General features: G+C 75.4%; 23 protein-coding genes. 12 read left to right on the plus strand and 11 right to left on the minus strand.

The window, feature by feature from the left end:
- Nucleotides 1-49 precede the first annotated feature (49 nt).
- The 7 genes from AC6H2I_RS26415 to AC6H2I_RS26445 are packed head-to-tail and all read left to right on the plus strand — an operon-like array spanning nt 50 to nt 7,652.
- Nucleotides 50-907, plus strand: coding sequence for an ABC transporter permease (locus AC6H2I_RS26415; RefSeq protein WP_497503757.1), 858 nt, complete (start codon nt 50-52; stop codon nt 905-907).
- Nucleotides 900-1,727: a quaternary amine ABC transporter ATP-binding protein gene (locus AC6H2I_RS26420; protein ID WP_497503758.1), complete on the plus strand. Its 828-nt coding sequence runs from the start codon at nt 900-902 to the stop codon at nt 1,725-1,727. Before AC6H2I_RS26415 ends, AC6H2I_RS26420 begins: the two co-directional genes overlap by 8 nt.
- Nucleotides 1,720-3,240 carry an aromatic amino acid lyase gene (locus AC6H2I_RS26425; RefSeq protein WP_497503759.1) on the plus strand — a complete coding sequence of 507 codons (1,521 nt, stop codon included), beginning with the start codon at nt 1,720-1,722 and terminating at the stop codon, nt 3,238-3,240. The genes AC6H2I_RS26420 and AC6H2I_RS26425 overlap by 8 nt, the downstream gene beginning before the upstream one ends.
- On the plus strand, nt 3,240-4,466 hold the full coding sequence (hutI, locus tag AC6H2I_RS26430) for an imidazolonepropionase (protein WP_497503760.1): 1,227 nt from the start codon (nt 3,240-3,242) through the stop codon (nt 4,464-4,466). Before AC6H2I_RS26425 ends, hutI begins: the two co-directional genes overlap by 1 nt.
- On the plus strand, nt 4,463-5,347 hold the full coding sequence (hutG, locus tag AC6H2I_RS26435) for an N-formylglutamate deformylase (RefSeq protein ID WP_497503761.1): 885 nt from the start codon (nt 4,463-4,465) through the stop codon (nt 5,345-5,347). The genes hutI and hutG overlap by 4 nt, the downstream gene beginning before the upstream one ends.
- Nucleotides 5,344-7,017 carry a urocanate hydratase gene (hutU, locus tag AC6H2I_RS26440; RefSeq protein ID WP_497503762.1) on the plus strand — a complete coding sequence of 558 codons (1,674 nt, stop codon included), beginning with the start codon at nt 5,344-5,346 and terminating at the stop codon, nt 7,015-7,017. The genes hutG and hutU overlap by 4 nt, the downstream gene beginning before the upstream one ends.
- Before the next feature lie 29 nt (nt 7,018-7,046).
- Entirely contained in the window at nt 7,047-7,652 is a 606-nt protein-coding gene (locus AC6H2I_RS26445; protein ID WP_497503763.1) for a HutD/Ves family protein, read from the plus strand.
- Nucleotides 7,653-7,719: 67 nt separating this feature from the next.
- Here AC6H2I_RS26445 and AC6H2I_RS26450 read toward each other — a convergent pair whose 3' ends face one another.
- The 4 genes from AC6H2I_RS26450 to AC6H2I_RS26465 form a co-directional block, all read right to left on the minus strand.
- Entirely contained in the window at nt 7,720-8,076 is a 357-nt protein-coding gene (locus AC6H2I_RS26450; RefSeq protein WP_497503764.1) for a type II toxin-antitoxin system HicB family antitoxin, read from the minus strand.
- Entirely contained in the window at nt 8,073-8,330 is a 258-nt protein-coding gene (locus tag AC6H2I_RS26455) for a type II toxin-antitoxin system HicA family toxin (protein WP_497503765.1), read from the minus strand. Before AC6H2I_RS26455 ends, AC6H2I_RS26450 begins: the two co-directional genes overlap by 4 nt.
- Nucleotides 8,331-8,441: 111 nt before the next feature.
- Entirely contained in the window at nt 8,442-9,476 is a 1,035-nt protein-coding gene (locus AC6H2I_RS26460) for a hydantoinase/oxoprolinase family protein (protein WP_497503766.1), read from the minus strand.
- A complete protein-coding gene (locus AC6H2I_RS26465; protein ID WP_497503767.1) occupies nt 9,473-10,495 on the minus strand; it encodes an ATP-grasp domain-containing protein in 1,023 nt (340 codons plus the stop codon). The genes AC6H2I_RS26460 and AC6H2I_RS26465 overlap by 4 nt, the downstream gene beginning before the upstream one ends.
- Between AC6H2I_RS26465 and AC6H2I_RS26470 the strand changes: the two genes are divergently transcribed.
- Nucleotides 10,479-11,237 carry a HisA/HisF-related TIM barrel protein gene (locus AC6H2I_RS26470; RefSeq protein WP_497503768.1) on the plus strand — a complete coding sequence of 253 codons (759 nt, stop codon included), beginning with the start codon at nt 10,479-10,481 and terminating at the stop codon, nt 11,235-11,237. The two genes, AC6H2I_RS26465 and AC6H2I_RS26470, sit on opposite strands and share 17 nt — an antisense overlap.
- A 339-nt stretch (nt 11,238-11,576) precedes the next feature.
- Here the strand turns inward: AC6H2I_RS26470 and fae are convergent, their stop codons facing one another.
- The 7 genes from fae to AC6H2I_RS26505 form a co-directional block, all read right to left on the minus strand.
- A complete protein-coding gene (fae, locus tag AC6H2I_RS26475; protein WP_497503769.1) occupies nt 11,577-12,101 on the minus strand; it encodes a formaldehyde-activating enzyme in 525 nt (174 codons plus the stop codon).
- Between the two features lie 201 nt (nt 12,102-12,302).
- Nucleotides 12,303-13,232 (minus strand): triphosphoribosyl-dephospho-CoA synthase, encoded by a 930-nt coding sequence (locus AC6H2I_RS26480; protein ID WP_497503770.1) that lies wholly within the window; start codon nt 13,230-13,232, stop codon nt 12,303-12,305.
- The gene (locus AC6H2I_RS26485) at nt 13,216-14,124 is read right to left on the minus strand and encodes an ATP-grasp domain-containing protein (RefSeq protein WP_497503771.1); all 909 of its coding nucleotides are present in this window, start codon (nt 14,122-14,124) and stop codon (nt 13,216-13,218) included. Before AC6H2I_RS26485 ends, AC6H2I_RS26480 begins: the two co-directional genes overlap by 17 nt.
- On the minus strand, nt 14,117-15,145 hold the full coding sequence (gene mch / locus AC6H2I_RS26490) for a methenyltetrahydromethanopterin cyclohydrolase (protein ID WP_497503772.1): 1,029 nt from the start codon (nt 15,143-15,145) through the stop codon (nt 14,117-14,119). The genes AC6H2I_RS26485 and mch overlap by 8 nt, the downstream gene beginning before the upstream one ends.
- Complete coding sequence (locus AC6H2I_RS26495) at nt 15,123-16,337, minus strand: ATP-grasp domain-containing protein (RefSeq protein ID WP_497503773.1); 1,215 nt, start codon at nt 16,335-16,337, stop codon at nt 15,123-15,125. Before AC6H2I_RS26495 ends, mch begins: the two co-directional genes overlap by 23 nt.
- On the minus strand, nt 16,315-17,208 hold the full coding sequence (locus AC6H2I_RS26500) for an NAD(P)-dependent methylenetetrahydromethanopterin dehydrogenase (RefSeq protein WP_497503774.1): 894 nt from the start codon (nt 17,206-17,208) through the stop codon (nt 16,315-16,317). The genes AC6H2I_RS26495 and AC6H2I_RS26500 overlap by 23 nt, the downstream gene beginning before the upstream one ends.
- Nucleotides 17,209-17,231: 23 nt before the next feature.
- The gene (locus tag AC6H2I_RS26505) at nt 17,232-18,224 is read right to left on the minus strand and encodes a beta-ribofuranosylaminobenzene 5'-phosphate synthase family protein (RefSeq protein WP_497503775.1); all 993 of its coding nucleotides are present in this window, start codon (nt 18,222-18,224) and stop codon (nt 17,232-17,234) included.
- 330 nt (nt 18,225-18,554) lie between these two features.
- Here AC6H2I_RS26505 and AC6H2I_RS26510 point away from each other — a divergent pair, with 330 nt between their 5' ends.
- Genes AC6H2I_RS26510 through AC6H2I_RS26525 form a run of 4 tightly spaced genes read left to right on the plus strand, consistent with a single transcriptional unit; the run spans nt 18,555 to nt 23,302 of the window.
- Nucleotides 18,555-19,871 (plus strand): formylmethanofuran dehydrogenase, encoded by a 1,317-nt coding sequence (locus AC6H2I_RS26510; protein WP_497503776.1) that lies wholly within the window; start codon nt 18,555-18,557, stop codon nt 19,869-19,871.
- Entirely contained in the window at nt 19,861-21,597 is a 1,737-nt protein-coding gene (locus tag AC6H2I_RS26515; protein WP_497503777.1) for a formylmethanofuran dehydrogenase subunit A, read from the plus strand. Before AC6H2I_RS26510 ends, AC6H2I_RS26515 begins: the two co-directional genes overlap by 11 nt.
- Complete coding sequence (gene fhcD / locus AC6H2I_RS26520; protein WP_497503778.1) at nt 21,594-22,490, plus strand: formylmethanofuran--tetrahydromethanopterin N-formyltransferase; 897 nt, start codon at nt 21,594-21,596, stop codon at nt 22,488-22,490. Before AC6H2I_RS26515 ends, fhcD begins: the two co-directional genes overlap by 4 nt.
- On the plus strand, nt 22,487-23,302 hold the full coding sequence (locus AC6H2I_RS26525; RefSeq protein ID WP_497503779.1) for a formylmethanofuran dehydrogenase subunit C: 816 nt from the start codon (nt 22,487-22,489) through the stop codon (nt 23,300-23,302). Before fhcD ends, AC6H2I_RS26525 begins: the two co-directional genes overlap by 4 nt.
- The last annotated feature ends 19 nt before the right edge of the window (nt 23,303-23,321 follow it).

A 23,321-nucleotide genomic window follows, 5' to 3' on the forward strand; every position in this document is an offset into this window, starting at 1 on the left:
GCACCCGAGCGGCGAGCGCCCCTGATCCGGTGAGCGAAGGACCTCCGCGATGTTCCCCGATGCCTGGCACGTTTCCATCCGCGAACCGATCAACGCGTTCGTGCGCTTCCTCGTCGTGGAGTACGGCTTCGTCTTCAAGGCGCTGTCCCACGGAATCCTGCAGGCGATCCTCGCCATCGAGTGGGTGCTGCGCGGTCTGCCCTGGTGGGTGATCGTTCTGGTGTTCGCCGGGCTCGCCTGGCAGGCGACGCGGCGGCTGCCGCTCACCGTGGCGGTGGTGGTGCTGCTGCTTCTGGTCGGCGTGCTGGGGCTGTGGGACCTCACCATGCAGACCCTGGCGCTGATGCTGATGGCGGCGCTGGTGTCGGTGGCGATCGGCGTGCCCATGGGCATCTGGCTGGCCAAGAGCGACGTGGCGCGCAACGTCACCCTGCCGGTGCTGGACGTCATGCAGACCATGCCCAGCTTCGTCTACCTGATCCCGGCGATCATGCTGTTCGGCCTGGGCAAGGTGCCGGCGGTGCTGGCCACCATCATCTACGCCGTGCCGCCGCTGATCCGCCTCACCGACCTCGGCATCCGCCAGGTCGACCGCGAGGTGGTGGAGGCGGCCCGGGCGTTCGGCGGCGGCAAGGCGCAGATCCTGTTCGGGATCGAGCTGCCGCTGGCCACCCCCACCATCATGGCGGGCCTGAACCAGACCATCATGATGGCGCTGTCCATGGTCGTCGTCGCCTCGATGATCGGCGCGCGCGGGCTGGGCGAGCAGGTGCTGAACGGCATCCAGACGCTGGACGTCGGCAAGGGGCTGGAGGCCGGGCTCGGCATCACCATCCTGGCCATCGTCCTCGACCGCGTCACCCAGGGCTTCGGCCGCGCCCGCAACACGGAGCAGGGCCATGGCTGACATCGAGATCCGCAACGTCTACAAGATCTTCGGCAACCACGCCGAGCGCGCCCTGGCGATGGCCCGCGACGGCGCCGACAAGGACGCCGTGCTGGCCGAGACCGGGTGCAGCGTCGGCCTCAACGACGTCAGCCTGGACATCGGCCGCGGCCGGGTCTTCGTCATCATGGGGCTGTCGGGATCGGGCAAGTCGACCCTGGTGCGCCACATCAACCGGCTGATCGAGCCGACCAGCGGCGCCCTGCGCTTCGACGGGCGCGACATCCTCGGCCTCGACGAGAAGGCGCTGCGCGACTTCCGCATGCACCGCGTCAGCATGGTGTTCCAGAGCTTCGGCCTGATGCCCCATTGGACGGTGCTGCAGAACGTGGTCTACGGCCAGCGGGTGCGCGGCGTGTCCAAGCGCGACGCCCGGCCCATCGGCATGCGCTGGATCGAGACGGTGGGGCTGGCCGGCTACGAGGACAAGCTTCCCCACCAGCTCTCCGGCGGCATGAAGCAGCGCGTCGGGCTGGCCCGGGCGCTGGCCGCCGACACCGACGTGATCCTGATGGACGAGGCCTTCAGCGCGCTCGACCCGCTGATCCGCGGCGACATGCAGGACCAGCTTCTGGAGCTGCAGCGCGATCTGCAGAAGACCATCGTCTTCATCACCCACGACCTCGACGAGGCGCTGCGCATCGGCTCGGAGATCGCCATCCTCAAGGACGGCCGCGTCGTCCAGGTCGGCGCCCCCGCCGACATCCTGGACAACCCCGCCAACGACTACGTCGCCCGCTTCGTCAGCCGGCGCAAGAAGGAGGATCCGCTGCATGGTTGACACCGTGTGGCTCGACGAGAGGACGGACTGGCGCGCCCTCGCCGCGGTCGCCGACGGGGCCGCCCTGGCACTCGCCCCCGCGGCGCGCCGGCGCATCGCCGACGGCAGCGCCCTGGTGGCCGCCCTGGTGGCGCGCCAGACCCGCGGCTACGGCATCAACACCGGCGTCGGCGCGCTGTGCGACGTGGTGATCGACGTCGAACGCCAGCAGGCGCTGTCGCGCAACATCCTGATGAGCCACGCCTGTGGGGTCGGCACCCCGCTCGGTGCCGTGGAGACCCGGGCCATCATGGCGGCCCAGGTCGCCAACTTCTCCCATGGCCGCTCCGGCGTGCGGCCGGAGCTGGTGGACGCCCTGCTGGGGCTGCTGGCGGCCGGCATCCTGCCGCTGCTGCCGGCGCGCGGCTCCGTCGGCTACCTCACCCACGGCTCGGCCATCGGCCTGGTGCTGATCGGCGAGGGCGTGGCGCTCCATCACGGCCAGCCGATCACCGGCGCCGCCCCGATGGCCCGCATCGGCCGTCCCCCCCTGGTGCTGGGCGCCAAGGAGGGGTTGAGCATGGTGAACGGCACGCCGTGCGCCACCGGGCTCGCCTGCGTCGCGCTGGCGCGGATGGAGCGGCTGCTCGACTGGGCCGACGCGGTGGCGGCCATGACCTATGAGAACCTGGGCTGCCAGGCGGACGCCTTCGCCGCGCACGCGCTGGCGCTGCGCCGCTCCGCCGGGCTGCAGACGGTGGGGGCGCGGCTGCGCGCCTGCCTGGAGGGCAGCGCCATGCTGGCGGTGCGCGCCGGCAGCCGCACCCAGGACCCGCTCAGCCTGCGCGCCATCCCCCATGTCCATGGCGCCGCCCGCGACCTGCACGCCCAGGCCGGCGCCACGGTGGACCAGGAGCTGGCGAGCGTCACCGACAACCCCGCGGTCGGCGGCACCCCCGACGCCCCCGAGGTGTGGTCCGAGGCCCACGCCGTGGCGGCGTCGCTCGGCCTGGCGATGGACGGGCTCGCCATCGCCGCGGCCCAGCTCGCCGCCCTGTCGGAGCGGCGCATCGACCGCCTGGTCAGCCCCCTGGTCAGCGGCCTGCCGGCCTTCCTGGCGACCGGCGGCGGCGTCACCAGCGGCTACATGATCCCGCAGTACACGGCGGTCGCCCTGGTCGGCGAGTGCCGGCGCCTGGCCGCCCCGGCCAGCCTCGACGGCGGCATCACCTCGGCGCAGCAGGAGGACATCCTGACCCACGCCACGCCGGCGGCCCTGAAGCTGCTGGCCATCCTCGACAACCTCCAGCAGGTGCTGGCGATCGAGGCGCTGGCCGCGGCCCAGGCCTACGACCTGCAGCCGGACCCGCGGGCGCGGGCGGCGGGGACCGACGCCCTCTACCGCTTCGTGCGCGCCCGGGTGCCGGCCTACGCCGACGACCGGCCGATGAGCGGCGACCTCGCGGCGATGGCGGAAGCCCTGCGCCTGGTGCCGCCGGCGCCGCACCCCCTCGACACGGAACGGGTGGCCTGATGACGACGCTGCTGACCAACGCCCGCCTGGCGACCCTGGACCCGGCGCTGCCGGGCCTCGGTGTCGTCGAGGACGGCGCCCTGCTGCTGGACGGCGACCGCATCGCCGCCGCCGGTCCCGCCGCGGCGGTGGCCGAGGCCGTGGCGGCCGCCGGCGGCGCCGGCGAGACGGTGGACCTCGGCGGGCGCTGGGTGACCCCGGGGCTGGTGGACTGCCACACCCACCTGGTGCACGGCGGCAACCGCACCAACGAGTTCGAGATGCGCCTGAACGGCGCCTCCTACGCGGAGATCGCCAAGGCGGGCGGCGGCATCAACGCCACCCTGGAGGCGACCCGGGCGCTCTCGGTGGAGGCCCTGGTGGACCAGGCGCTGCCGCGCCTCGACGCCCTGCTGGCCGAGGGGGTGTCGACGGTGGAGGTGAAGTCCGGTTACGGCCTCGACGTGGAGAGCGAGAGCCGCATGCTGGAGGCGGCGCGGCGGCTGGCGGAGCTGCGCCCGGTGCGCATCGCCACCACCTGGCTGGCCGCCCATTCCACCCCGGCCGCCTACCAGGGGCGCAACGCCGCCTACATCGCCGAGGTGGTCATCCCCGGTCTCGACGCCGCCCACGGGCGCGGGCTGGTCGACGCGGTCGACGGCTTCTGCGAGGGCATCGCCTTCTCGGCCGAGGAGATGGAGCGCGTGTTCGCCCACGCCCGCCGCCTCGGCCTGCCGGTCAAGCTGCACGCCGAGCAGCTCTCCCACCAGGGCGGCGCCCGGCTGGCCGCCGCCTTCGGCGCGCTGTCGGCCGACCATCTGGAGCATTGCGACGCCGAGGACGCGGCCGCCATGGCCGCGGCCGGCACCGTCGCCGTGCTGCTGCCCGGCGCCTTCTACTTCCTGCGCGAGACCCGGCTGCCGCCGGTGGCGGCGTTCCGGGCCGCCGGCACGCGGATGGCGCTGGCCACCGACTGCAACCCCGGCACCTCGCCGCTGACCTCGTTGCTGCTGACCATGAACATGGGCGCCACCCTGTTCCGCCTGACGGTGGAGGAGTGCGTGGCCGGGGTGACGCGCGAGGCCGCCCGGGCGCTGGGCATCCTGGCCGAGACCGGCACGCTGGAGGCCGGCAAGGCCGCCGACCTCGCCGTGTGGGACATCGGCCGCCCCGCCGAGCTGGTCGGCCGGATCGGCTTCAACCCGTTGCACGCCCGTTACTTCCGCGGCCAGAGGATCGCCCGATGAGCTCCGCCCCGATGCCCCCCGTCGAGGTCCGCCGGGGGGACTCCCCCCTCATCCTCGCCTTCCCCCACACCGGCACCGAGCTGCCGGCGGCGGTGGCCGACGCGCTGAACGAGGAGGGAATGCGGCTGCGCGACACGGACTGGCATGTCCACCGCCTCTACGACGGGCTGGTGCCGCAGGCCACCATGGTGCGCGCCACCTTCCACCGCTGCGTGGTCGACGCCAACCGCGACCCCTCGGGCGCCAGCCTCTACCCCGGCCAGAACACCACCGGGCTGGTGCCGACCATCGACTTCGACGGCCAGCCCATCTGGAAGGAGGGGCGGGAGCCGGACGCGGCGGCGATCGCCGGGCGCCGCGACGCCTTCCACGCCCCCTACCACGCCGCCCTGTGGGCGGAGGTGGAGCGGGTGCGGGCGCGCCACGGGGTGGCGGTGGTCTACGACTGCCACTCCATCCGCTCCCGCGTGCCCTTCCTGTTCGAGGGCACGCTGCCCGACTTCAACATCGGCACCGACAACGGGCGCACCTGCGATCCCCGGCTGGAGGCCCATGTGGGGGCCACCTGCGCCGCCGCCGCGGGCTACACCAGCGTGGTCAACGGCCGCTTTCGCGGCGGCTGGACCACCCGCCACCTCGGCCGGCCGCAGGACGGCGTGCACGCCATCCAGATGGAGCTGGCGCAGTCCGCCTACCTCACCACCGAGGAGCCGCCCTTCGCCTACGACGCCGCCAAGGCGGAGCGCCTGCGCGCCGTGCTGGGCGCCATCCTGACCGGCCTCGTCGCCCTCGCCCCGACCCTTGCCCCGACGCTCGCCCCGACGCTCGCCCCGACGCTCACCCCGACGCTCACCCCGACGCTCAAAGGACACGACCAATGACCAACCCGCGGCACAACGCGCGCACGATCCGGGCGCCGCGCGGCACGACCCTGACCGCCAAGAGCTGGCTGACCGAGGCCCCCTTGCGCATGCTGATGAACAACCTGGACCCCGAGGTGGCGGAGAACCCGCACGAGCTGGTGGTCTACGGCGGCATCGGCCGGGCGGCACGCACCTGGGCCGATTTCGACGCCATCGTCGCCAGCCTGCGCGCCCTGGAGGCCGACGAGACGCTGCTGGTGCAGTCGGGCAAGCCGGTCGGCGTGTTCCGCACCCATCCCGGCGCCCCGCGGGTGCTGATCGCCAACTCCAACCTGGTGCCCCACTGGGCGACCTGGGACCATTTCAACGAGCTGGACCGCCGCGGCCTGGCCATGTACGGCCAGATGACCGCGGGCTCGTGGATCTACATCGGCACCCAGGGCATCGTCCAGGGCACCTACGAGACCTTCGTGGAGGCCGGGCGCCAGCACCACGGCGGCTCGCTGACGGGCAAGTGGCTGCTGACCGCGGGGCTGGGCGGCATGGGCGGGGCCCAGCCGCTGGCCGCGGTGATGGCCGGGGCCAGCTGCCTGGCCGTGGAGTGCAACCCGGACTCCATCGATTTCCGCCTGCGCACCCGCTACGTCGACGAGAAGGCCGCGACGCTGGACGAGGCGCTGGCGATGATCGAGCGCTGGACCGCCGCCGGCGAGGCCAAGTCGGTGGCGCTGCTGGGCAACGCCGCCGAGGTGCTGCCGGAGCTGGTGCGCCGCGGCGTGCGCCCCGACCTGCTGACCGACCAGACCTCGGCCCACGACCCGGTCAACGGCTACCTGCCGATCGGCTGGACCATGGGGCAGTGGAAGGCCGCCCGCGAGAGCGAGCCGAAGGCGGTGGAGCGCGCCGCGCGCGCCTCCATGCGTGTCCATGTGGAGGCGATGCTGGCCTTCCACGCCGCCGGGGTGCCCACCTTCGACTACGGCAACAACATCCGGCAGGTCGCCAAGGACGAGGGGCTGGCCGACGCCTTCGCCTTCCCCGGTTTCGTCCCCGCCTACATCCGCCCGCTGTTCTGCCGCGGCATCGGCCCGTTCCGCTGGGCCGCCCTGTCGGGGGATCCCGCCGACATCGCCAAGACCGACGCCAAGGTGAAGGAGCTGCTGCCCGACAACGCCCACCTGCACCGCTGGCTGGACATGGCGCGCGACCGCATCGCCTTCCAGGGCCTGCCGGCGCGCATCTGCTGGGTCGGGCTGGGCGACCGCCACCGCCTGGGCCTCGCCTTCAACGCGATGGTGCGCACGGGCGAGCTTTCGGCCCCCATCGTGATCGGCCGCGACCACCTGGATTCCGGCTCGGTCGCCTCGCCCAACCGCGAGACCGAGGCGATGCGCGACGGCTCCGACGCGGTGTCGGACTGGCCGCTGCTCAACGCCCTGCTGAACACCGCGTCGGGGGCCACCTGGGTGTCGCTGCACCACGGCGGCGGGGTGGGCATGGGCTTCTCCCAGCACTCCGGCATGGTGATCTGCTGCGACGGCACGGCCGAGGCCGACGAGCGCATCGCCCGCGTGCTGTGGAACGACCCGGCGACCGGCGTCATGCGCCACGCCGACGCCGGCTACGACATCGCGCTGGACTGCGCGCGCGAGCACGGGCTGAATCTGCCCGGCATCCTCGGCGCCTGACCGGCCGCCGCTTGTAAAGGGGACGCGACATGCGGATGCTGCGGGCCGGCGACCACCGGCGCATGCCGTGGAAGAACGGCGGCGGGGAAACGACGGAGATCGCCGTCGTGCCCGAGGGCGCCGGCCTCGACGCCTTCGCCTGGCGGGTCAGCATGGCCCGGGTGGCGGAGGACGGCCCGTTCTCGGTCTTCCCCGGGATCGACCGCACCCTGTCGCTGGTCGAGGGCGCGGCCATGGAGCTGACGGTGGCGGGGCAGGGAGTGCGGGTGCTGACGCCGGACAGCCCGCCCTTCCCGTTCCCCGCCGACGCCACCACCACGGCCCGCCTGCCCGGCGGGCCGATCCTCGACCTCAACGTGATGACCCGGCGCGGCGGGCACCGCCACACCGTCCGCCGGGAGACGCTTGGAGGACAAGCAACCTTTACAGGGGCGGGTGTCGCCACCCTGCTGCTGCTGCTCGGCCCCTGCCGGGTGGCCGGAGATGACGGCGCGGCGGTGGCGGCGGAGCGCTTCGACGCGGCGCTGCTGGCGCCGGGCGAGGCCTGCACCGTCACCGCCGGCGAGGGGGCGGCGGGCCTGTTCGTGATCGACGTCGACGCGGACGGGAGGGGCGGGCAGGGTGATCGCATCTGAGTTCCCCCCTCCCCAGGGGGGAGAGGGCCGATGAAGCCGAATCGGGCGACCGTAGACAGGCGGGTGGTCAGCGGGAGCGGCGGCCGAGTCCTTCCGAGACGAGGGCGGTCACCAGCGCGTTCAGGCTGACGCCCTCCTCCCTGGCCCGTTCCGCCAGCCGGCGGTGGAGCGACCGCGGCACACGCTGTTGCCATTTGCCGCTGTAGTCCTCCTCCGATGCGACCGACGGAAGGGGGATGGGACGGCCCGCCTCCCTCATGGCGGCGATCCATCCCGCCATGGCGTCCCTGCCGTTGGCGATCGCGTCGTCCACCGTCTCTCCGTCGGACATGCAGCCGGGAAGATCGGGAAACTCGATCAGGAACCCGCCGCCATCCTCGTCACTCAAGGGGCGGACCGTGAAGGGATAGTCCACGTTTGTCATGCGCGGCTCCCCCGGCGGGCCTCGTTCACGGTGTCCACCAAACGAATGAACGATCGGACGTAGATCGGCTTGATCGGTCGGTGGGCGGGCACCGAGATCGCCTCGACCACGGTTGGATGCTCGAAGATCACGTGACTGCCACCTGGCTTTCGCACATTGATGCCATGGGACGATGCGACGCTTTCAAGATCCTCGATCCGCCAATCCCGCGGATTGGCGCGCATCTTCTCGAGCGTTTTCGCCGCCTTGGCCATGGGCCAGATGATACTGCCTGCGGTATCATCCTGGCAAGCGCGACACGGGCGCCGCAATCGCGCGGGAGGGGCCCGGCCGCACGGGCGCCTGACGCCGTCCGCCGGCCCCGCTCACCCCAATAGCCGCGCCACCGCCACGGCGGGGGCGCAGCGGGCGGCGGCGTCGGCCTGGTCCGGGCCGGCCTCCAGGGCGGCGGCGACGTCGACGAAGGGCCGCTCCAGGCGGCGGGCCAGCTCGGCGGCGAGCGCCCGGCCGGCGCCGGCCCCCACCACCGGGGCGTTCTCGTCGAGGGCGTGGGCGGAGAGGACGAGGTGGGCGGCCTCGGCCAGGGTGGCCATCTGGCGCTCGGCCAGGGCGGCGGCGAGGCGGCGCCAGGCGGCGGGCTCCGCCTCCTCCAGGTCGACGCCGATGCAGCGGCCGAGACGGCGGGCGCTGGCCGCCACCGTCTTCGGCCCGCCATCGGCGGCGGGGTGCTGGTCGGCGCTCTCGTCCAGACGGCCGAGCACCCGGTGGACGTCGGCGGTGGTGGCGAAATGCTCCGCCATCACCGGCACGCGGGCGCCGCGCCAGGGCAGGGCGGCGGCCAGCGCCATGACCGGGGTGCGGGTCAGGCCGGTGTAGACCAGCTCCCCCGCCACCAGCCGGTCGCGGTCGCCGCGCCCGGCCGCCGCGACCCGCCCGCCGGCCACCGGCACGAGGTCGCTGGTGGTGCTGCCGATGTCGACCACCAGGGCCGCGGGATGGCGGCGGGCCACCACCGCGGCGGTCGCCAGCCAGTTGGCCGAGGCCACCGACAGCGCCGCCCCGGCGGCGGCCTCGGCGGGCAGGAAGCCGTCCTCGCCGGCCCAGAACACCACCTCGCCGGGCAGGCGGGCGGCGGCCGCGGCGACCAGGGCCGCCACCCCGCGGGCGCGGTCGGGGAAGAGATCCACCAGCTCCCCCGTCATGGTGACGGCGTGGCGCGATGCGGGCGGCACCGCCGCCAGCACGGCGGCGAACGCGGCGTCGAGCCGGTCCAGCCCCTGCCACAGCGGGCAGGCCTCCTGGCGCACCGCGCCCAGCCGCCCGTCGCCGTCGATCCAGGCGGCCTTGAGGTGGGCGCCGCCGAGATCCCAGCCGACGATGGCGGACCGGGGCGGCGTCATGGCCGGACCTCCACCCCCGCCCCGGGGACCGGCGGCGGCAGGTCGGGCAGCGAGTCGTGGTCCGCCATGTCGAGGGCCAGGGCGGCGGGGTTGCGGCCCAGCGCGGCGCCGAGGCCCACATAGGAGGTGGTGACCCGCGGGTTGATCTCGACCACCACCGGGCCGGCGTCGGCGAGGATCACGTCGACGCCGACATGCCCCCACAGGCCCGGGAACGCCGCGGCCACGGCCGCCGCCAGCGGCGCCAGTTCGGCGGCGCGGTGGTTGAGGGCGCCGACGGCGCTGCCGTGGTAGCGCACGGTGCCGTCGGCGGCCACCGCCAGGATCTGCCGGTTGACCGACAGCAGCCGCGCCCGGCCGCCGCGGCACAGCAGCGACAGGCTTGCCGGCACCCCGGGCACGAAGGGCTGCACCACCATGCCCGGGGCCGGCCCGGCGTCCCGCCACGCCGCCAGCGCCGCGGCGTCGCGCAGCAGGCGCACACCCTCCGCCCCGGCGCCGTCGTCGGGCTTGACGATCCAGCCATGGGCGGAGGGCGGCGTGGCGTCGGGCGGGTGGGCCGCCACGGCCGCGACCTTGGCGGCGCGCAGGCGCTCGGCGGTGGCTCGCTTGCTGGCGGCGACCGCCACCGTGCCGGGGGCGCTGCCGAGCAGGACGCGGCCGCTGGCGAGCACGAGCCGCGACAGCCGTTCCAGCAGCCCGTCGCTCTCCGGCGCCAGGGGCCACACCGCGTCGTGCCCGGCCATGGCCGCGGCCCACGCCGCCCAGGGGCCGCCCGGCACCGCCCCGTCGATCCAGAGCACGCCGCCGCCGCCGTCGCGGGGTGGCAGGGCGCGGTCGCGCGCCACCGTCGCTTGCACCCCCTCCACGCCCGTGAGATCGTCGGCCAGGGCGCCGGCCATCAGCTCGCCCTCGCGCCGGAGGTCGGCGAACGGCCCCTCGGCGATGCGGCCGCCGAGGCCGCCACCCGTCACGTACTCGCACACCAGGATGCGCCGCATCATGGACTCCGCTGACATGGCCCCCACCGCCTTGGACCCGATCCCCGTCATCGACCTGCTGGGCGGCGTGGTGGTGCACGCCCGCCGCGGCGAGCGCGACCGCTACCGCCCGATCCGCTCCGGCCTGTGCGCCGGCAGCGGCCCGCAGGAGGTGGTGGCCGCCCTGCTCGCCCTGCACCCCTTCCGCACCCTCTACATCGCCGACCTCGACGCCATCGCGGGGCGTGGCGGCGACAGCGCCGCCATCGCCGGGTTGGCGGTGCGCTTTCCCGATCTCGCCCTGTGGGTCGACGCCGGGACCGCCACCGCGGCGGCGGTGCGCGCGGTCCTCGACCACGGCGCCGCGGTGGCGGTGGTCGGCAGCGAAAGCCTGGGCGATGCCGCCGCGCTGGCGGCGATCCGTGCCGCCGTGCCCGACGACCGGCTGGCCTTGTCCCTCGACCACCGCGGCGACGCCTTCGTCGGGCCGGCCGGTCTCGACGCCACGCCGGCGGCCTGGCCGACACGGATCGTCGCCATGACCCTGGCCCGGGTCGGCAGCGGCGCCGGCCCCGATCTCGCCCGGCTCGCCGCCATCCATGCCCGCGCCGGCGGTCGGGCGGTGTACGCCGCCGGCGGCGTCGCCGGGCCGGAGGACCTGGAGCGCCTCGCCGCCGCCGGGGCCGCCGGGGTGCTGCTGGCCAGCGCCCTGCATGACGGCCGGATCGGCGCCGCCGACCTCGCCCGGTTCGTGCCGCGCGTCGCCGCGGGGCGCGGGTGAGGCAACCGGTTCCGGGGCACGACGGCCGGCGGTGGCCGGCAACCCTCCAAAAAAGACGGCCGGCTTTCGCCGGCAACCCTCCAAAAAAGACGGCCGGCTTTCGCCGGCAACCCTCCAAAAAAAGACGGCCGGCTTTCGCCGGCCGAGCGGAGGAAGTACGGTTTGGAACACTAACCGTCGCACAAACCGGTGACGGACCCGTGCCTGGCCCGGCCGGTCATGCCCTTAGTGGCCGGCTTCCGGGTGCCGGCCGAGAACGTAGTTCAGCAAACGCTTCCCGAGGCTTTCCTTGGACGGACTTTTGATGTTCTGCTGTGCCTGGGACTCGCCGCGGGACTTTCAAGCGGGAGCGGCCTCCGCGGCGGCGAACGGATGGGACACGCTGCCCATGGTGTCCAGCATGCCGCGGGCCGTCGGCTCGCCGGTGACGGCGCGCTGGATCGACAGCTTGGTGGCCTCGTAGTTGTACTGCTGGATCTTGGCGTCGTCGGCCGCTTCCCAGTGGATGAACACGCCGACGCAGATGAAGATGTTGTCGGCCTCCTCGACCGGGATCACCCCCTCCTTGACCGAGTCGGCGACCGCCATGGCGACGCCGCGCTGGGCCGGGCCGAACATCTGGACGGCCTGGCGGGCGTCCTTGATGGTGACCTTGTTGAACATGACCGTCGGCGGCTTGCACATCAGATTCGGACCGATCACGGCGAGCAGCGCGGTGAAGCCGTCCTTGTTGTTGGTCAGGCTGGTGGCGAAGGCCGTCTCGGCGGCGCTGCCGCGCGGGCCCAGGATCAGGTCGATGTGCGCGACCTCGTTGCCGTCGCCCACCAGGGCCTCGCCAATCACCATGTTGGTGATCTTTGCCATAGGAATCCTCCCGTGTTCACGTTGGTGCTCGTCACCCGCCGGTCCCCGCACGCTCCGGGCGCACCCGGCGGGGCACCGCCGACGGCAAGTCAGAGGTGGTCTCTTGAAATAGTGTCCTGGGCCGGTCTGCGAAATTGCTTCGCTACCCCAGTAATCGACAGGTCGAACTCTACCCCATGTCTCCGGCGCGATGTAATTGGACTAAAGTCCAAAATCGCGTTTTTTGCCGCCGGCGAGGACGCTTACGATGCGGTGGACCAGCAGGCTGGCGACGGTGAGGTCGGCGCTGGTTCCGGGATTGAGGCCGTCGCGGCGCAGCGCCGCATCGAAGCGGCGCAGGGGCGCCTGGGCGGTCCGCGGATCGCCGCCGGCCTGGCTCACCGCGGCGTCGATGGCGGCGGCCTCGGCGCGCACGGCGGCGGCCGCCGCGGCGCCGTGCTTGCGGGCGAGGTGGCTGTCGGGGGCGCTGGCCAGGAAGGCGAGGTGGACGGCGGTGACCGCCCATTCCCAGGGGACGCCGGCGGCCAGCGCGGCGGCGAGGCGGCCGGCGCCCAGCCCGAACACCTCGGCAAAGTCCTCGGCGTACTGCCGGGCGACGCGGTCGCGCGGCGCCGCGGCGGCCATCGCCTCGCGCAGCGTCACCGTGGGCGGGGCATGGACGTCGTGCTCGGGCGCGCTGCCCAGGCCCGCGGGGGCGGCCAGGGCGATCGCGCGGAAGGCGTCGGCCGCGTCCTCCACGGTGAGGCCGGCGAGCACCGCACCGACGCGGCGGCGCAGGGCGAGGGCGACGCCGTCGGGCGGGGCGCCGGGCGACCGGCCCAGGGGGACGGCCGCCTCCACCAGGGGTGCGGCCAGAAGGACGATGCCGAGGTTGGTGTTGTGGCCGACCGCGGCGCGGGTGGCCTGGACGGCGCGCAGCACCCGTCCCCCCACCCCGGGCGGCCCGGCGGCCAGGGCCGGCGCCGCGACCGCGGCGCTGGTGGCGAAATCGCCGCGCAGGGCGTCGAGTCCGGGGGCGTGGGCGTGGACGTTGCCGGGCTTCAGCGCCGCCAGCTCGTCGAGGCAGGCGTCCCGCACCGCGTCCTCCAGCCAGGCCGGCGCCGCGCCGGGCGCGTCAGCCGGGGCCGCCATGGACGCGCCCCAGGACGTGGTCGGCGACCGCCGCGGCGATGTCGACCGACGCCACCCCCTGCAGGCCCTGCCACGCCGGCATGCTGTTGACCTCCAGCACCCACAGGCGGCCGGCGCCGTCGCGGATCAGGTCGACGCCGGCGATGGCGGCGCCCACCGCCGTGGCGGCGGCCTCCGCCATCGCCTCGAGGTCGCGGTCGCCGTGCACCGCCTCGCAGCGCGCGCCGCGGTGGACGTTGGTCACCCAGTGGGCGGCGACGCGGGCCATGGCGGCGACCGCCCGCCCGCCCACCACCATCACCCGCCAGTCGCGGAAGCCGTCGCCGCCGCCGGCGACGTAGCGCTGGAGGTAGTAGACGCCGTCGGTCGCCGCCAGGGCGTCGCCGTGGGCGAGGCGGCGCACGTCGCGCCCCTGGGAGCCGAACAGCGGCTTCTGCACCAGGGTGAGGCCGGCGTCGAGGGCGCGGCGCAGGATCGCCTCGGCGCGCCCGCGGTCGGCGGTGGCCCAGGTCTCCGGGGTGGGGATGCCGGCGCGGTGCAGCAGGAGGCTGGTCATCGCCTTGTCGACGCAGCGTTCGATGGCGCGGGCGTCGTTGACCACGGGGACGCCCAGCGCGGCCAGCGCGTGCAGCGCGTCGAGGCGCAGGGTCACCGGCTCGAACCCGCCGCCGGCCACGGTGCGGACCAGGGCGGCGTCGGGCGGGCCGCCGGACAGCCCGGGGATGCGCAGCCCCCATGCGCTGTCGGCGGTGGTGACGTCGACGTTCTGCAGCGACGCCACCAGCGGCTCCGCGCCGGCCGCCCGCAGCGCCCGCACCAGCCGGGCGACGTGCCAGGAATCCCCGGAATCCGCGAACAGCACCACCCGTCCCGGTGTCGTCCCCCTAGGCATCGCCCGGCGGGTCCTGCGCCAATCCGAAGGAGCGTGCCACCAGGTCGGGGCGCAGCGCCCCGGCGCGGAAGGTGCGGCCGGTCTCCAGCGCCGTCACGGCCGCCGCCGCCGGGCTGAAAAGATGCGGGTCAATGGCGTAGAAGTCGAAGTTGACGGCGGCGAACAGGGCGGCGAAGGGGCGGCCGAAGTCGCGCGACGCCGCGCTGGGCAGGCCGGCCGCCAGGGCCGCCGCCTCGTCCTCCGGCCCGGCGACGAACAGGTGCGCGGTGCCGCCGTAGAGGATGGCGTCGTTGGTCCGGCCCATGGCGTCGAGGAAGCCGGCGCCGGGTGGCGGCAGCGGCGCGCTGGCCGCGCCGTCGACGATGCGCTCCAGCGCGAATCCCAGGGCGTGCGCCTTGTGCAGCGCCACCTCCAGCACCCGTGCCACCACCTGGACGGTGCCGGCGAGGCTGTGGGTCGGGGTGAGGATGAAGGTCAGCGCCTCGGTCGCCACCCCGCACATGCCGGCGACCTCCACCGCCAGCTCGGGCGGCGGCGCCCGGTCGGTCTCCAGCACCAGGACGGCGCGGTCGTGGCGATCGTGGTAGCCGAGCTCGGCGAACAGCGGCTCGCGGGCCGCCTGGGCCCGGCCGGGGCCGGAGCCCAGCGCCTGCCACGCCGCGTCGCCCTCGCCATGGGACAGCGACAGCCCGGCGTACTGGCTGCCCAGGCAGGCCAGCACCGGGTCGGCGGCGGTGACGGCGAGGGCGAAGGGCACCGGGCCGCTCGCCGGCACCACGGCGACCCGGCCCAGGCCGCCCATGCAGATCTCGGCGATGCGGCGTCCCGCCTCGACGCCGCCGGGGACGGCGATGCCGCCGTCGACCACGGTGGCGCCGGAGGGGCAGCGGCGCACGCCCAGGCGCAGGGCGTCGGCGTCGGCCAGCAGGGCGGCCACCAGCGGGGCGGCGCGGCCGGCGACGCCCGCACGGGGCGGGGCGGCGGGGTCGGGGCGGGGGTCAGACGGCGGGGTGGTGGTCATGGCGGTCTTCCGATGCGGGCGGCCGCCACCGGCGGGCGGCCGAGTCCAGGGTGGCGAGCAGGCGGGCGGCGCGGGCACGGGCCAGCCCGGCCGCCTCGGCGGCGGTGGCGCCGGGGGCGGTGACGGTGCACAGCGGCGCCCCGGCGGGAACCGGCGTGCCGCCGGCGGGGCGGTCGGCGCTCCACTCCGGCCATGGGAACAGGGGCGGCATCACCAGCGGCCGGCGGGCGTAGAGCACGGCGACGGCGCGCGGCGCCAGCGCCGCCGGTCCGTCCGGGGGCCCGGGCGGGGGCCCGGGCGGGGGATGCGGCGCGGCGCCGAAGGCGGCGAGGTGCCGGGCGAACAGGTGGGGGTCGCCGGCCAGCACGTCGAGGGCGGCCCCCGGGCGCGGGTTGACCTCCAGCAGCCAGGCGGCGGTGGCGGTCGCCACGAAGTCGACGCTGCACAGGCCGCGCAACGCGAAGGCCTCCACCGCCGCCAGCGCGGCGGCGGCGAGGGCCGCGGCCAGCCCGGGTGGCGGCGCCACCGGCCCGGCCAGGCCGCCGAAGCGGAAGGGGAGCCCCGGGGCGGGGCTGCACCAGCCTTCGGTGACGGCGAGCACGCGGGCGCCGGCCGCGTCGGCCAGCACCTGCACCGACAGGGGGCGGCCCGGCATGCGCCGCTGGTAGACCACGGCCCGCGCCCGCGGCGCGGCGCCGTCGCCGCCCGCCGGGCGCACGTGCAGGCCGCCGCTGCCGCCCGGCCGCTTGACCAGCCAGCCATTGCCCTGGCAGGGCGCGCTGCGCCGGGTTTCCGGGTGGGCGATGCCGAGGCGGGCGAGGGTGGCGAAGAAGGTCTCCGGCCGGCGCACCGCGCGCACCGCGTCGGCGGTGTTGCCGGCGAGGGTCCGGCCGTCGGCCAGCGGCGCCAGGCGGCCGGGGCAGGCCTCGAAGCCGGCGCCGTAGACCACGGGCAGCCCGGGCGGAAGGCGCGCCGCCGCGTCCGCCAGGGCGTGGCCGCGCTGGAACGCCGCCAGCGGCACCCGCGCCACCGCCGCGGCGAGGGCCGCGGTGTCGGAATCGGCGAAGGCGTCGACCACCAGCGGCCGGAAGCCGGCGCGCACCGCCGCCGCGGCCAGCGCGCGGCCGGACAAGGCGCAGACGACGACCGGCGGGCCGCCGGCCGCGGCCTCAGGCGGTGAGCGCGCGGGCATGCGCGAAGGCGTCGGCGAAGGACAGGTAGTGCCGCGTTTCGGCGTCGAGCATCCATTGGAACAGCTCGTGCTGGACGCGGAACTTGACGTTGCCGATGGCCAGCGCGCCGATGCCCACGGCGGTGCTGCCGGCGATCGGCGCGCCGTCGTCGAACAGGGTCACGCCCTCCACGCCCAGCGGCGGCACGGCGTTGATGTCGGCGGCGACGCGCAGCCCCGGCGCCGCGGCGAGGTGGCGGCCCGACAGCACCTGCATGCCCGCCTTGGCGGCGCACAGCGCCACGTCGCTGGCCGCCAGCACCGCCACCTTGCCATCGTCGTCGCCGCCGTCGGCCACCGCGAGCGCGACCCCGAAGCGGCGCTGGAACTCCGCCGCCTTGTCCTCCAGCCCGCTGCCCGGGCGGTGCGCCACCAGGGTCACCGCGGCGCCGGCCTGGGCGGCGATCACCGCGGCGATGCCGCCGACCACGCCGGTGGCGCCGAACACCGCGACGCGCTGCCCGGCCAGCCCGCCGCCGCCGGCGCGCAGGTGCTTGTCGACCACCGCCACCATGGCGGCGGCGGTGGTGAAGGCGCCCGACGGGTCGGCGAACACCGACACCTCGAAGGGGGGCTGCATGGCGGCGCGCGCCGCCTCCAGCATGTCGACGGCCAGCCCGGCGTCGCGGCCGCCGATGAAGATGCCGGTGCGGCGGCCGTCGTCCGGCGCGCGCGAGAAGATGACGTCCTGGGTGAACGGGGCCACGTCGTCGAGGCGCAGCCCGGTGTAGGAGGTCACCGCGTCGAAGCCGGCGTCATGGGCCATGTTCACGTCGAACGGGCTCATGTTGGGGAGCGGCGTGAAGGCGTGCAGCAGGGATCGGTTGGTCATGGGAGGCGTTCCAATGGGGCGGGTCAGGCGGCCGCCAGGGGGGTGATGGTGGCGCCGCGGTTGCGGCCGCGCACCACGCGGAACTCCAGGCCGGGGGTGTCGGCGAAGGCCGCGCCGGCCGCCGTGGCCAGGTCGCCGGCCGCCGCCGCGCCGGCGACCAGGGCGAAGCCGGTCGGGCCCCAGGAGGATTGGCCGACGCCGGCGATCCCGTGCGCCTCGAACCAGGCCAGCGCGCGGGCGACGTCGGGGCTGGTGAAGACGCCGCCCTGGCAGGGCGCGAAATGGGCGCCCATGGCGCGCTGCAGGGCGCCGACCGCGGCGCCGAAGGCGGCGATGTCGCCCTCGGCCAGGGCCGGCAGGGCCTGCATCAGCACCAGCCGGCACAGGTCCGGCGCGGCGCGGAACGCCGGCAGGCGGACGAAGGCGTCGCTTTCGGCCGCGCCGTGCACCCCCTGGCGGGCGTGGTCGAGCACCAGGATGATGCGCCAGTCCGCCGGGAACGCCATGCGCGAGATGATCGGGGCGATGCCGCCATCCGGTCCGCACCCGCCGTCCACCAGCACCCCGCCGCCGTCGAAGGCGGCGATGCCGATGCCCGAGCGCTTGCCGCGCCCCAGCGTGGCGGCGATGCGCCGGGCCGGCCAGTCCGTCCCGGCGAGCCGGGCCGCCGCGGCCCCCACCGCCAGTGCGATCTGGGTGCCCGAGCCGAGCCCGGTGTGGGCGGGCACGGCCGAGCGCACCGTCAGCTCCACCGTCTCGGGCAGCCCGAGGCGCCCGGCCATGGCCGCGTACGCCGCGTACGCCCGCTCGCCGTCCGGGCCGGCGACCCGCCGCCGCGCCGCCGCCGCCAGCCGCACCTCGGTGCCGAGCCCGTCGAGGGTGATGCCGAGGCTGCCGAAGCGCCGCCCCAGGGCGCCGTCGAGGTCGAGGAATCCCAGGTGCAGGCGCGCCGGCGCGTACACCGTGACGGCGGACGCCGCGACGGCGGGCATGGCGGGGGGCGCGGCGGGGGGCATGGCCGACGGCTCCGGGTCCGGCGGTGACGTCCGGGTCATGTGCATCGCCGTTCCCCCTTGGACGGAGTTGAACATCCTGCAAATGCTCGCCCGTATCCGGGATCGCGTCAACTCCAAGGGGCAAGTCGAACCATTGAACTTAAGTCCAATGGAATCGGCGTGTTTTGCCGTCGACAATAGGAGAATGGTAACGCGTAAGATTCGACAGAACGATTTTTGGCAGAACGTGTCAGGCGGGGAAGCGCCCATGCACCACACCCGGACCCTCCCCGACGGCGCCACCGCCGCCCTTCGCCCCGCTGCCGTGCCCGTGGGGCGCTCGGGCCGGTGATGGGCGGCGTTCCGGCACCCGCAGCGACCTGCGCCTTCTGCGGCCTGCTGTGCGACGACCTCACGGTGTACGCCGCGGCCGGCGGGTCGGCCATCGATGCCCACGGCTGCGCCGTCGCCGCCGACGGGCTGGCGCGCTGGGCGCACCCCAACGCCTGCGCGGTGGACGGCGCCCCGGCCACGCCGGACGCCGCCCTGGCGGCGGCGGCGCGCCTGCTGCGGGCCAGCCGGCGCCCGCTGTTCGCCGGGCTGGCGACCGACGTCGCCGCCCAACAGGCGGCGCTGGAGCTGGCCGACCGCACCGGCGGCGTCGTGGACCACGGCGAGTCCGCCGGGCATTTCCGCAATCTGGCGGTGCTGCAGGACACCGGCGCCATGTCCGCGACCCTGGGCGAGGTGCGCAGCCGCGCCGACCTGGTGGTGCTGGTGGGGCCGGACACCGTGCGCCGCTTCCCCCGCCTGATGGAGCGGCTGTCGCGCCCGGGCGGCGGCCCCTTCGCGGTCGCCCCGGCGGAGCGGGGGCTGCTGTGCCTGGGCTGGACCCCGGGCGACGGCGAGCTCGCCGGCTGGACCGGCGCGCCGGCCACGGCGCTGCCCGCCGATCTGGCGATGCTGCCCGACCTGGCGGCGGCGCTGCGCGCCGTGCTGGCCGGGCGCCGCCTGGCGGGCGACGGGGCCGCCGGGCTGCCGCGCGCCGCCCTGGAGGATCTGGTGGGACGGTTGGCGCGGGCCCGCTACCCGGTGATCGCCTGGGCCGCCGGCGCCCTGCCCGGGGCGGCGCCGGAGCTGGCGGTCCAGGGGTTGGTGGAGCTGATCCGCGACCTCAACCGCGGCGGCCGCTGCGCCGGCCTGCCGCTGGGCGGCGCCGGCAATCTGGTGGGGGCCCACCAGGCGGCCACCTGGCAGTCCGGCTGCGGCCTGCGCAGCGACGCCACCGCCGACGGCCCGCGCTACGACCCCGACCACAACGCCTGGGCGCGGGTGCTGGCCGCCGGGGAGGCCGACCTTCTGGTGTGGACGGCGACCCTGGGCGGGCCGCCGGTGCCGGCGCCCGCCGGCGTGCCGGTGATCGCCGTGGTGGCGCCGGGCGCGAGCTTCGCGGGCACGCCGGCGGTGGTGCTGGCGGCCGGGCGGCCCGGCCTCGACCACGACGCCTGGGCCTTCCGCAGCGACGGGGTGGTGGCGCTGCGCCAGCGCGCCGCCGCGCCGTCCGGCCGGTGGCCGCCGGCGGCGGCGCTGCTGGCGGCGCTGGCCGGGGCACTGGAGCAAACCGGGGAGGCGCCCGAGCGGGGCGCGGAGGTGCGGCATGCGCATTAAGCTTTCGGGCGGGCGCGTCTACGACCCGTCCAACGGCTTCGCCGGCGCGACCCGTGACCTTTTCGTCGAGGACGGGCGTTTGATCGCCGATCCCGGGCGCGGCTGGCAGGCCGACGAGGTGGTGGACGTCGCCGGCAAGGTGGTGATGGCCGGGGCCATCGACATCCACAGCCACATCGGCGGCGGCAAGGTGAACATCGCCCGCAGCCTGATGGCCGAGGATCACCGCGACCACCGCTTCGCCCGCATCCAGGGGCTGGAGCGCGGGCTGTTCGACGGCAACGGGTCCGGCAACGGGTCCGGCAGCGCGGGTGGGGGTGCCACCCTGCGCTCGGGCAGCGGCCGGGCCACGCCGTCCACCTTCACCACCGGCTACCGCTACGCCGAGATGGGCTACACCGCGGCCTTCGAGCCGGCGATGGTCGCCTCCAACGCCCGCCACGCCCACATGGAGCTGGCCGACACGCCGCTGATCGACAAGGGCGCCTACGTCATGCTGGGCAACGACGACCTGTTGCTGCGGCTGATGGCCGAGGACCCGGGCCAGGGGGCGGTGGAGGACTACGTCGCCTGGATCATGGGGGCGACCCGGGCGCTGGGCGTCAAGGTGGTCAACCCCGGCGGCATCCAGGCGTTCAAGCACAACGCCCGCCACCTCGGCCTCGACGAGGAGAGCCCGCTGAACGGGCTGACGCCGCGCACCATCCTGCGCCGCCTGGCGGCGGCGGTGCACGGGCTGGGCGTGCCGCACCCGCTGCACGTCCACTGCAACGACCTGGGCCTGCCCGGCAACATCGAGACCACGCTGGCCACCGTGGCGGCGGCCGAGGGGCTGCCGCTGCACCTCACCCACGTGCAGTTCCACAGCTACGGCCGCGAGGGCGACCGCCGCTTCTCCTCGGCCGCGGCGCGGCTGGCGGAGGTGGTCAACCGCACGCCGACCCTGTCGGTGGACGTCGGCCAGATCCTGTTCGGCCAGACCGTGACGGCGTCGGGCGACACCATGTCCCAGCACCGCAACTCCGGCCTGTCCGACCCGCCCAAATGGGTGTGCATGGACATCGAGTGCGACGGCGGCTGCGGCCTGGTGCCGTTCCGCTACCGCGACCAGAACTTCGTCAACGCCCTGCAATGGGCGATCGGGCTGGAGCTGTTCCTGCTGATCGAGGACCCCTGGCGGGTGTTCCTCACCACCGACCACCCCAACGGTGCGCCGTTCACCAGCTATCCCCACCTGATCCGCCTGCTGATGGACCGGTCCTTCCGCGAGGAGAAGCTGGCGACCATCCATCCCGCCGCCGCCAAGGCCTCGAACCTGGCGTCGATCCGGCGCGAGTACTCGCTGTGCGAGATCGCCATCATGACCCGGGCCGCGCCGGCCCGGGTGCTGGGGCTGGAGGACCGCGGCCATCTCGGCCCGGGTGCCGTGGCCGATGTGGTGGTCTACGGCGAGGACGCCGACCGGGAGCGCATGTTCGGCTGCCCCGACCGGGTCTACAAGGCGGGCCGGCTGATCGCCCGCCACGGCCGGGTGGTCGAGGTCACCTGGGGCGACACCCATGTGGTGCGCCCGCACTGGGACGCCGCCATCGAGCGGGTCATCGCCGGCCACGCCGACGAATCCCTGGGCCTGCGCCTGGACAGCCTGCGCATCGCCGACGACGAGTTCGCCGACGGCCGCGGCGGCACCGTGGTCCACCCCTGCCGCACGGAGGACGGGCCGTGAACATCGCCGGCGTCGGCATCGACGACAGCTTCGCCGAGGCGTTCGGCATGGTGGCGACGCGCCTGGTGGTCACCGCCGACCGGCCGGACTGGGTGGAGCACGCGGCGCGCAGCATGACCGGCTTCGCCACCTCGGTCATCGGCTGCGGCTGCGAGGCCGGGATCGAGCGGCGGCTCACCCCCGGCGAGACCCCCGACGGCCGGCCGGGCGCCGCCATCCTGCTGTTCGCCATGTCGCCCGCCGACCTCGTCAAGGCGCTGGCCCTGCGGGTCGGCCAGAGCATCCTGACCTGTCCGACCACCGCCTGCTTCGCCGGGCTGGAGGCGGCGGAGCAGGTGCCGCTGGGCCGGGCGCTGCGCTATTTCGGTGACGGATTCCAGAGCGCCAAGCGGGTGGGGGAGCGGCGCTTCTGGCGCATCCCGGTGATGGACGGGGAGTTCGTGGTGGAGGATCGCACGGGCATGACCGCGGCGGTGGGCGGTGGCAACATCCTGATCGCCGCCGTCGACCGGCCGGCGGCGCTGGCGGCGGCGGAACGGGCGGTGGCGGCGATGGCCGCGGTGCCCGACGTGGTGATGCCGTTCCCCGGCGGGGTGGTCCGTTCCGGCTCCAAGGTGGGCAGCCGCTACAAGGCGCTGATGGCCTCGACCAACGACGCCTGGTGCCCGACCCTGCGCGCCCAGACCGCCAGCGTCCTGCCCGACGAGGCGGCGGCGGTGATGGAGATCGTCATCGACGGCCTCAGCGCCGACGCCGTGGGGGCGGCCATGCGGGCGGGCGTGCTGGCCGCCTGCGAGGGCGGCCGCGACGCCGGGGTGGTGCGCATCGGCGCCGGCAATTACGGCGGCAAGCTCGGCCAGTTCCATTTCCACCTGCGGGAGCTGCTGGCATGACCGGACTGGAGCTGACGCTGCGCGAACGGCCGCTGCACCGCGTCGACGCCGCGGCCCTGCTGCCCGAGCGCCTGGCCGGTCTGGGGGCGTCCGAGCTGGCGGCGCTGACCCTGGCGGTGGGGCTGGCGCGGGTGCCGCTGGGCGCGCTGTTCGCCATCAAGGGCACGCCCGGGGAGCGTCTGGTGCTGCGCGGCCCCTGCGACCGCCTGGACTTCGTCGGCGCCGGAATGAGCGGCGGGGAGATCGTCGTGGAGGGCGACGCCGGCGGCTCCGCCGGCTGCGCCATGAGCGGCGGCACCCTGAGCATCCGCGGCAGCGCCGGGCCGCGGGCCGGGGCGGAGATGCGCGGCGGCCGGCTGGAGATCGCCGGCGACGCCGGCCCCTTCGCGGGGGCCGGGCGGCCGGGCTCGACCCACGGCATGGGCGGCGGCACGCTGGTGGTGCGCGGCCGCGCCGGCGAACGGGCGGGCGACCGCATGAAGCGCGGCCTGATGGTGGTGGAGGGCGCCGCCGGCCCCGGCGCGGGGGCGCGCATGATCGCCGGCACGCTGGTGGTGCTGGGCGAGGTGGGGCCGCACGCGGCCCTGGGCATGCGCCGCGGCACCCTGCTGCTGGGCCGCCCCGCGGCGGCCCTGCCGCCGACCCTGGTGCCGGCCGGCCGCCACGACCTGGAGATCCTGCGCCTGCTGGTCCGCCACCTCGCCCCGATCAGCCCGGCCGCCGCCGACCGCTTCGGCGACGGCCGGGCGGTGGAGCGCTATGTCGGGTGCAGCGGTGCCGACGGCCGGGGCGAGGTGCTGGTGGCGGGGTAGGGGATCAACGGCCGCGCCG

It is taken from the genome of Azospirillum sp. NS33 (assembly GCF_059703765.1).

What these genes read in the sequence shown, in the direction of transcription:
- AC6H2I_RS26465 (WP_497503767.1), bottom strand. Translation starts at nt 10,495, where the DNA reads ATGTCAGCGGAGTCCATGATGCGGCGCATCCTGGTGTGCGAGTACGTG.
- AC6H2I_RS26445 (WP_497503763.1), top strand. Translation starts at nt 7,047, where the DNA reads ATGCGGATGCTGCGGGCCGGCGACCACCGGCGCATGCCGTGGAAGAAC.
- hutG (WP_497503761.1), top strand. Translation starts at nt 4,463, where the DNA reads ATGAGCTCCGCCCCGATGCCCCCCGTCGAGGTCCGCCGGGGGGACTCC.
- AC6H2I_RS26495 (WP_497503773.1), bottom strand. Translation starts at nt 16,337, where the DNA reads ATGCCCGCGCGCTCACCGCCTGAGGCCGCGGCCGGCGGCCCGCCGGTC.
- AC6H2I_RS26505 (WP_497503775.1), bottom strand. Translation starts at nt 18,224, where the DNA reads ATGCCCCCCGCCGCGCCCCCCGCCATGCCCGCCGTCGCGGCGTCCGCC.
- hutU (WP_497503762.1), top strand. Translation starts at nt 5,344, where the DNA reads ATGACCAACCCGCGGCACAACGCGCGCACGATCCGGGCGCCGCGCGGC.
- AC6H2I_RS26510 (WP_497503776.1), top strand. Translation starts at nt 18,555, where the DNA reads ATGGGCGGCGTTCCGGCACCCGCAGCGACCTGCGCCTTCTGCGGCCTG.
- AC6H2I_RS26450 (WP_497503764.1), bottom strand. Translation starts at nt 8,076, where the DNA reads ATGACAAACGTGGACTATCCCTTCACGGTCCGCCCCTTGAGTGACGAG.
- AC6H2I_RS26420 (WP_497503758.1), top strand. Translation starts at nt 900, where the DNA reads ATGGCTGACATCGAGATCCGCAACGTCTACAAGATCTTCGGCAACCAC.
- AC6H2I_RS26500 (WP_497503774.1), bottom strand. Translation starts at nt 17,208, where the DNA reads ATGACCAACCGATCCCTGCTGCACGCCTTCACGCCGCTCCCCAACATG.
- AC6H2I_RS26480 (WP_497503770.1), bottom strand. Translation starts at nt 13,232, where the DNA reads ATGGCGGCCCCGGCTGACGCGCCCGGCGCGGCGCCGGCCTGGCTGGAG.
- AC6H2I_RS26460 (WP_497503766.1), bottom strand. Translation starts at nt 9,476, where the DNA reads ATGACGCCGCCCCGGTCCGCCATCGTCGGCTGGGATCTCGGCGGCGCC.
- hutI (WP_497503760.1), top strand. Translation starts at nt 3,240, where the DNA reads ATGACGACGCTGCTGACCAACGCCCGCCTGGCGACCCTGGACCCGGCG.
- AC6H2I_RS26470 (WP_497503768.1), top strand. Translation starts at nt 10,479, where the DNA reads ATGGACTCCGCTGACATGGCCCCCACCGCCTTGGACCCGATCCCCGTC.
- AC6H2I_RS26525 (WP_497503779.1), top strand. Translation starts at nt 22,487, where the DNA reads ATGACCGGACTGGAGCTGACGCTGCGCGAACGGCCGCTGCACCGCGTC.
- AC6H2I_RS26515 (WP_497503777.1), top strand. Translation starts at nt 19,861, where the DNA reads ATGCGCATTAAGCTTTCGGGCGGGCGCGTCTACGACCCGTCCAACGGC.
- AC6H2I_RS26415 (WP_497503757.1), top strand. Translation starts at nt 50, where the DNA reads ATGTTCCCCGATGCCTGGCACGTTTCCATCCGCGAACCGATCAACGCG.
- AC6H2I_RS26485 (WP_497503771.1), bottom strand. Translation starts at nt 14,124, where the DNA reads ATGCCTAGGGGGACGACACCGGGACGGGTGGTGCTGTTCGCGGATTCC.
- fae (WP_497503769.1), bottom strand. Translation starts at nt 12,101, where the DNA reads ATGGCAAAGATCACCAACATGGTGATTGGCGAGGCCCTGGTGGGCGAC.
- AC6H2I_RS26455 (WP_497503765.1), bottom strand. Translation starts at nt 8,330, where the DNA reads ATGGCCAAGGCGGCGAAAACGCTCGAGAAGATGCGCGCCAATCCGCGG.
- mch (WP_497503772.1), bottom strand. Translation starts at nt 15,145, where the DNA reads ATGACCACCACCCCGCCGTCTGACCCCCGCCCCGACCCCGCCGCCCCG.
- AC6H2I_RS26425 (WP_497503759.1), top strand. Translation starts at nt 1,720, where the DNA reads ATGGTTGACACCGTGTGGCTCGACGAGAGGACGGACTGGCGCGCCCTC.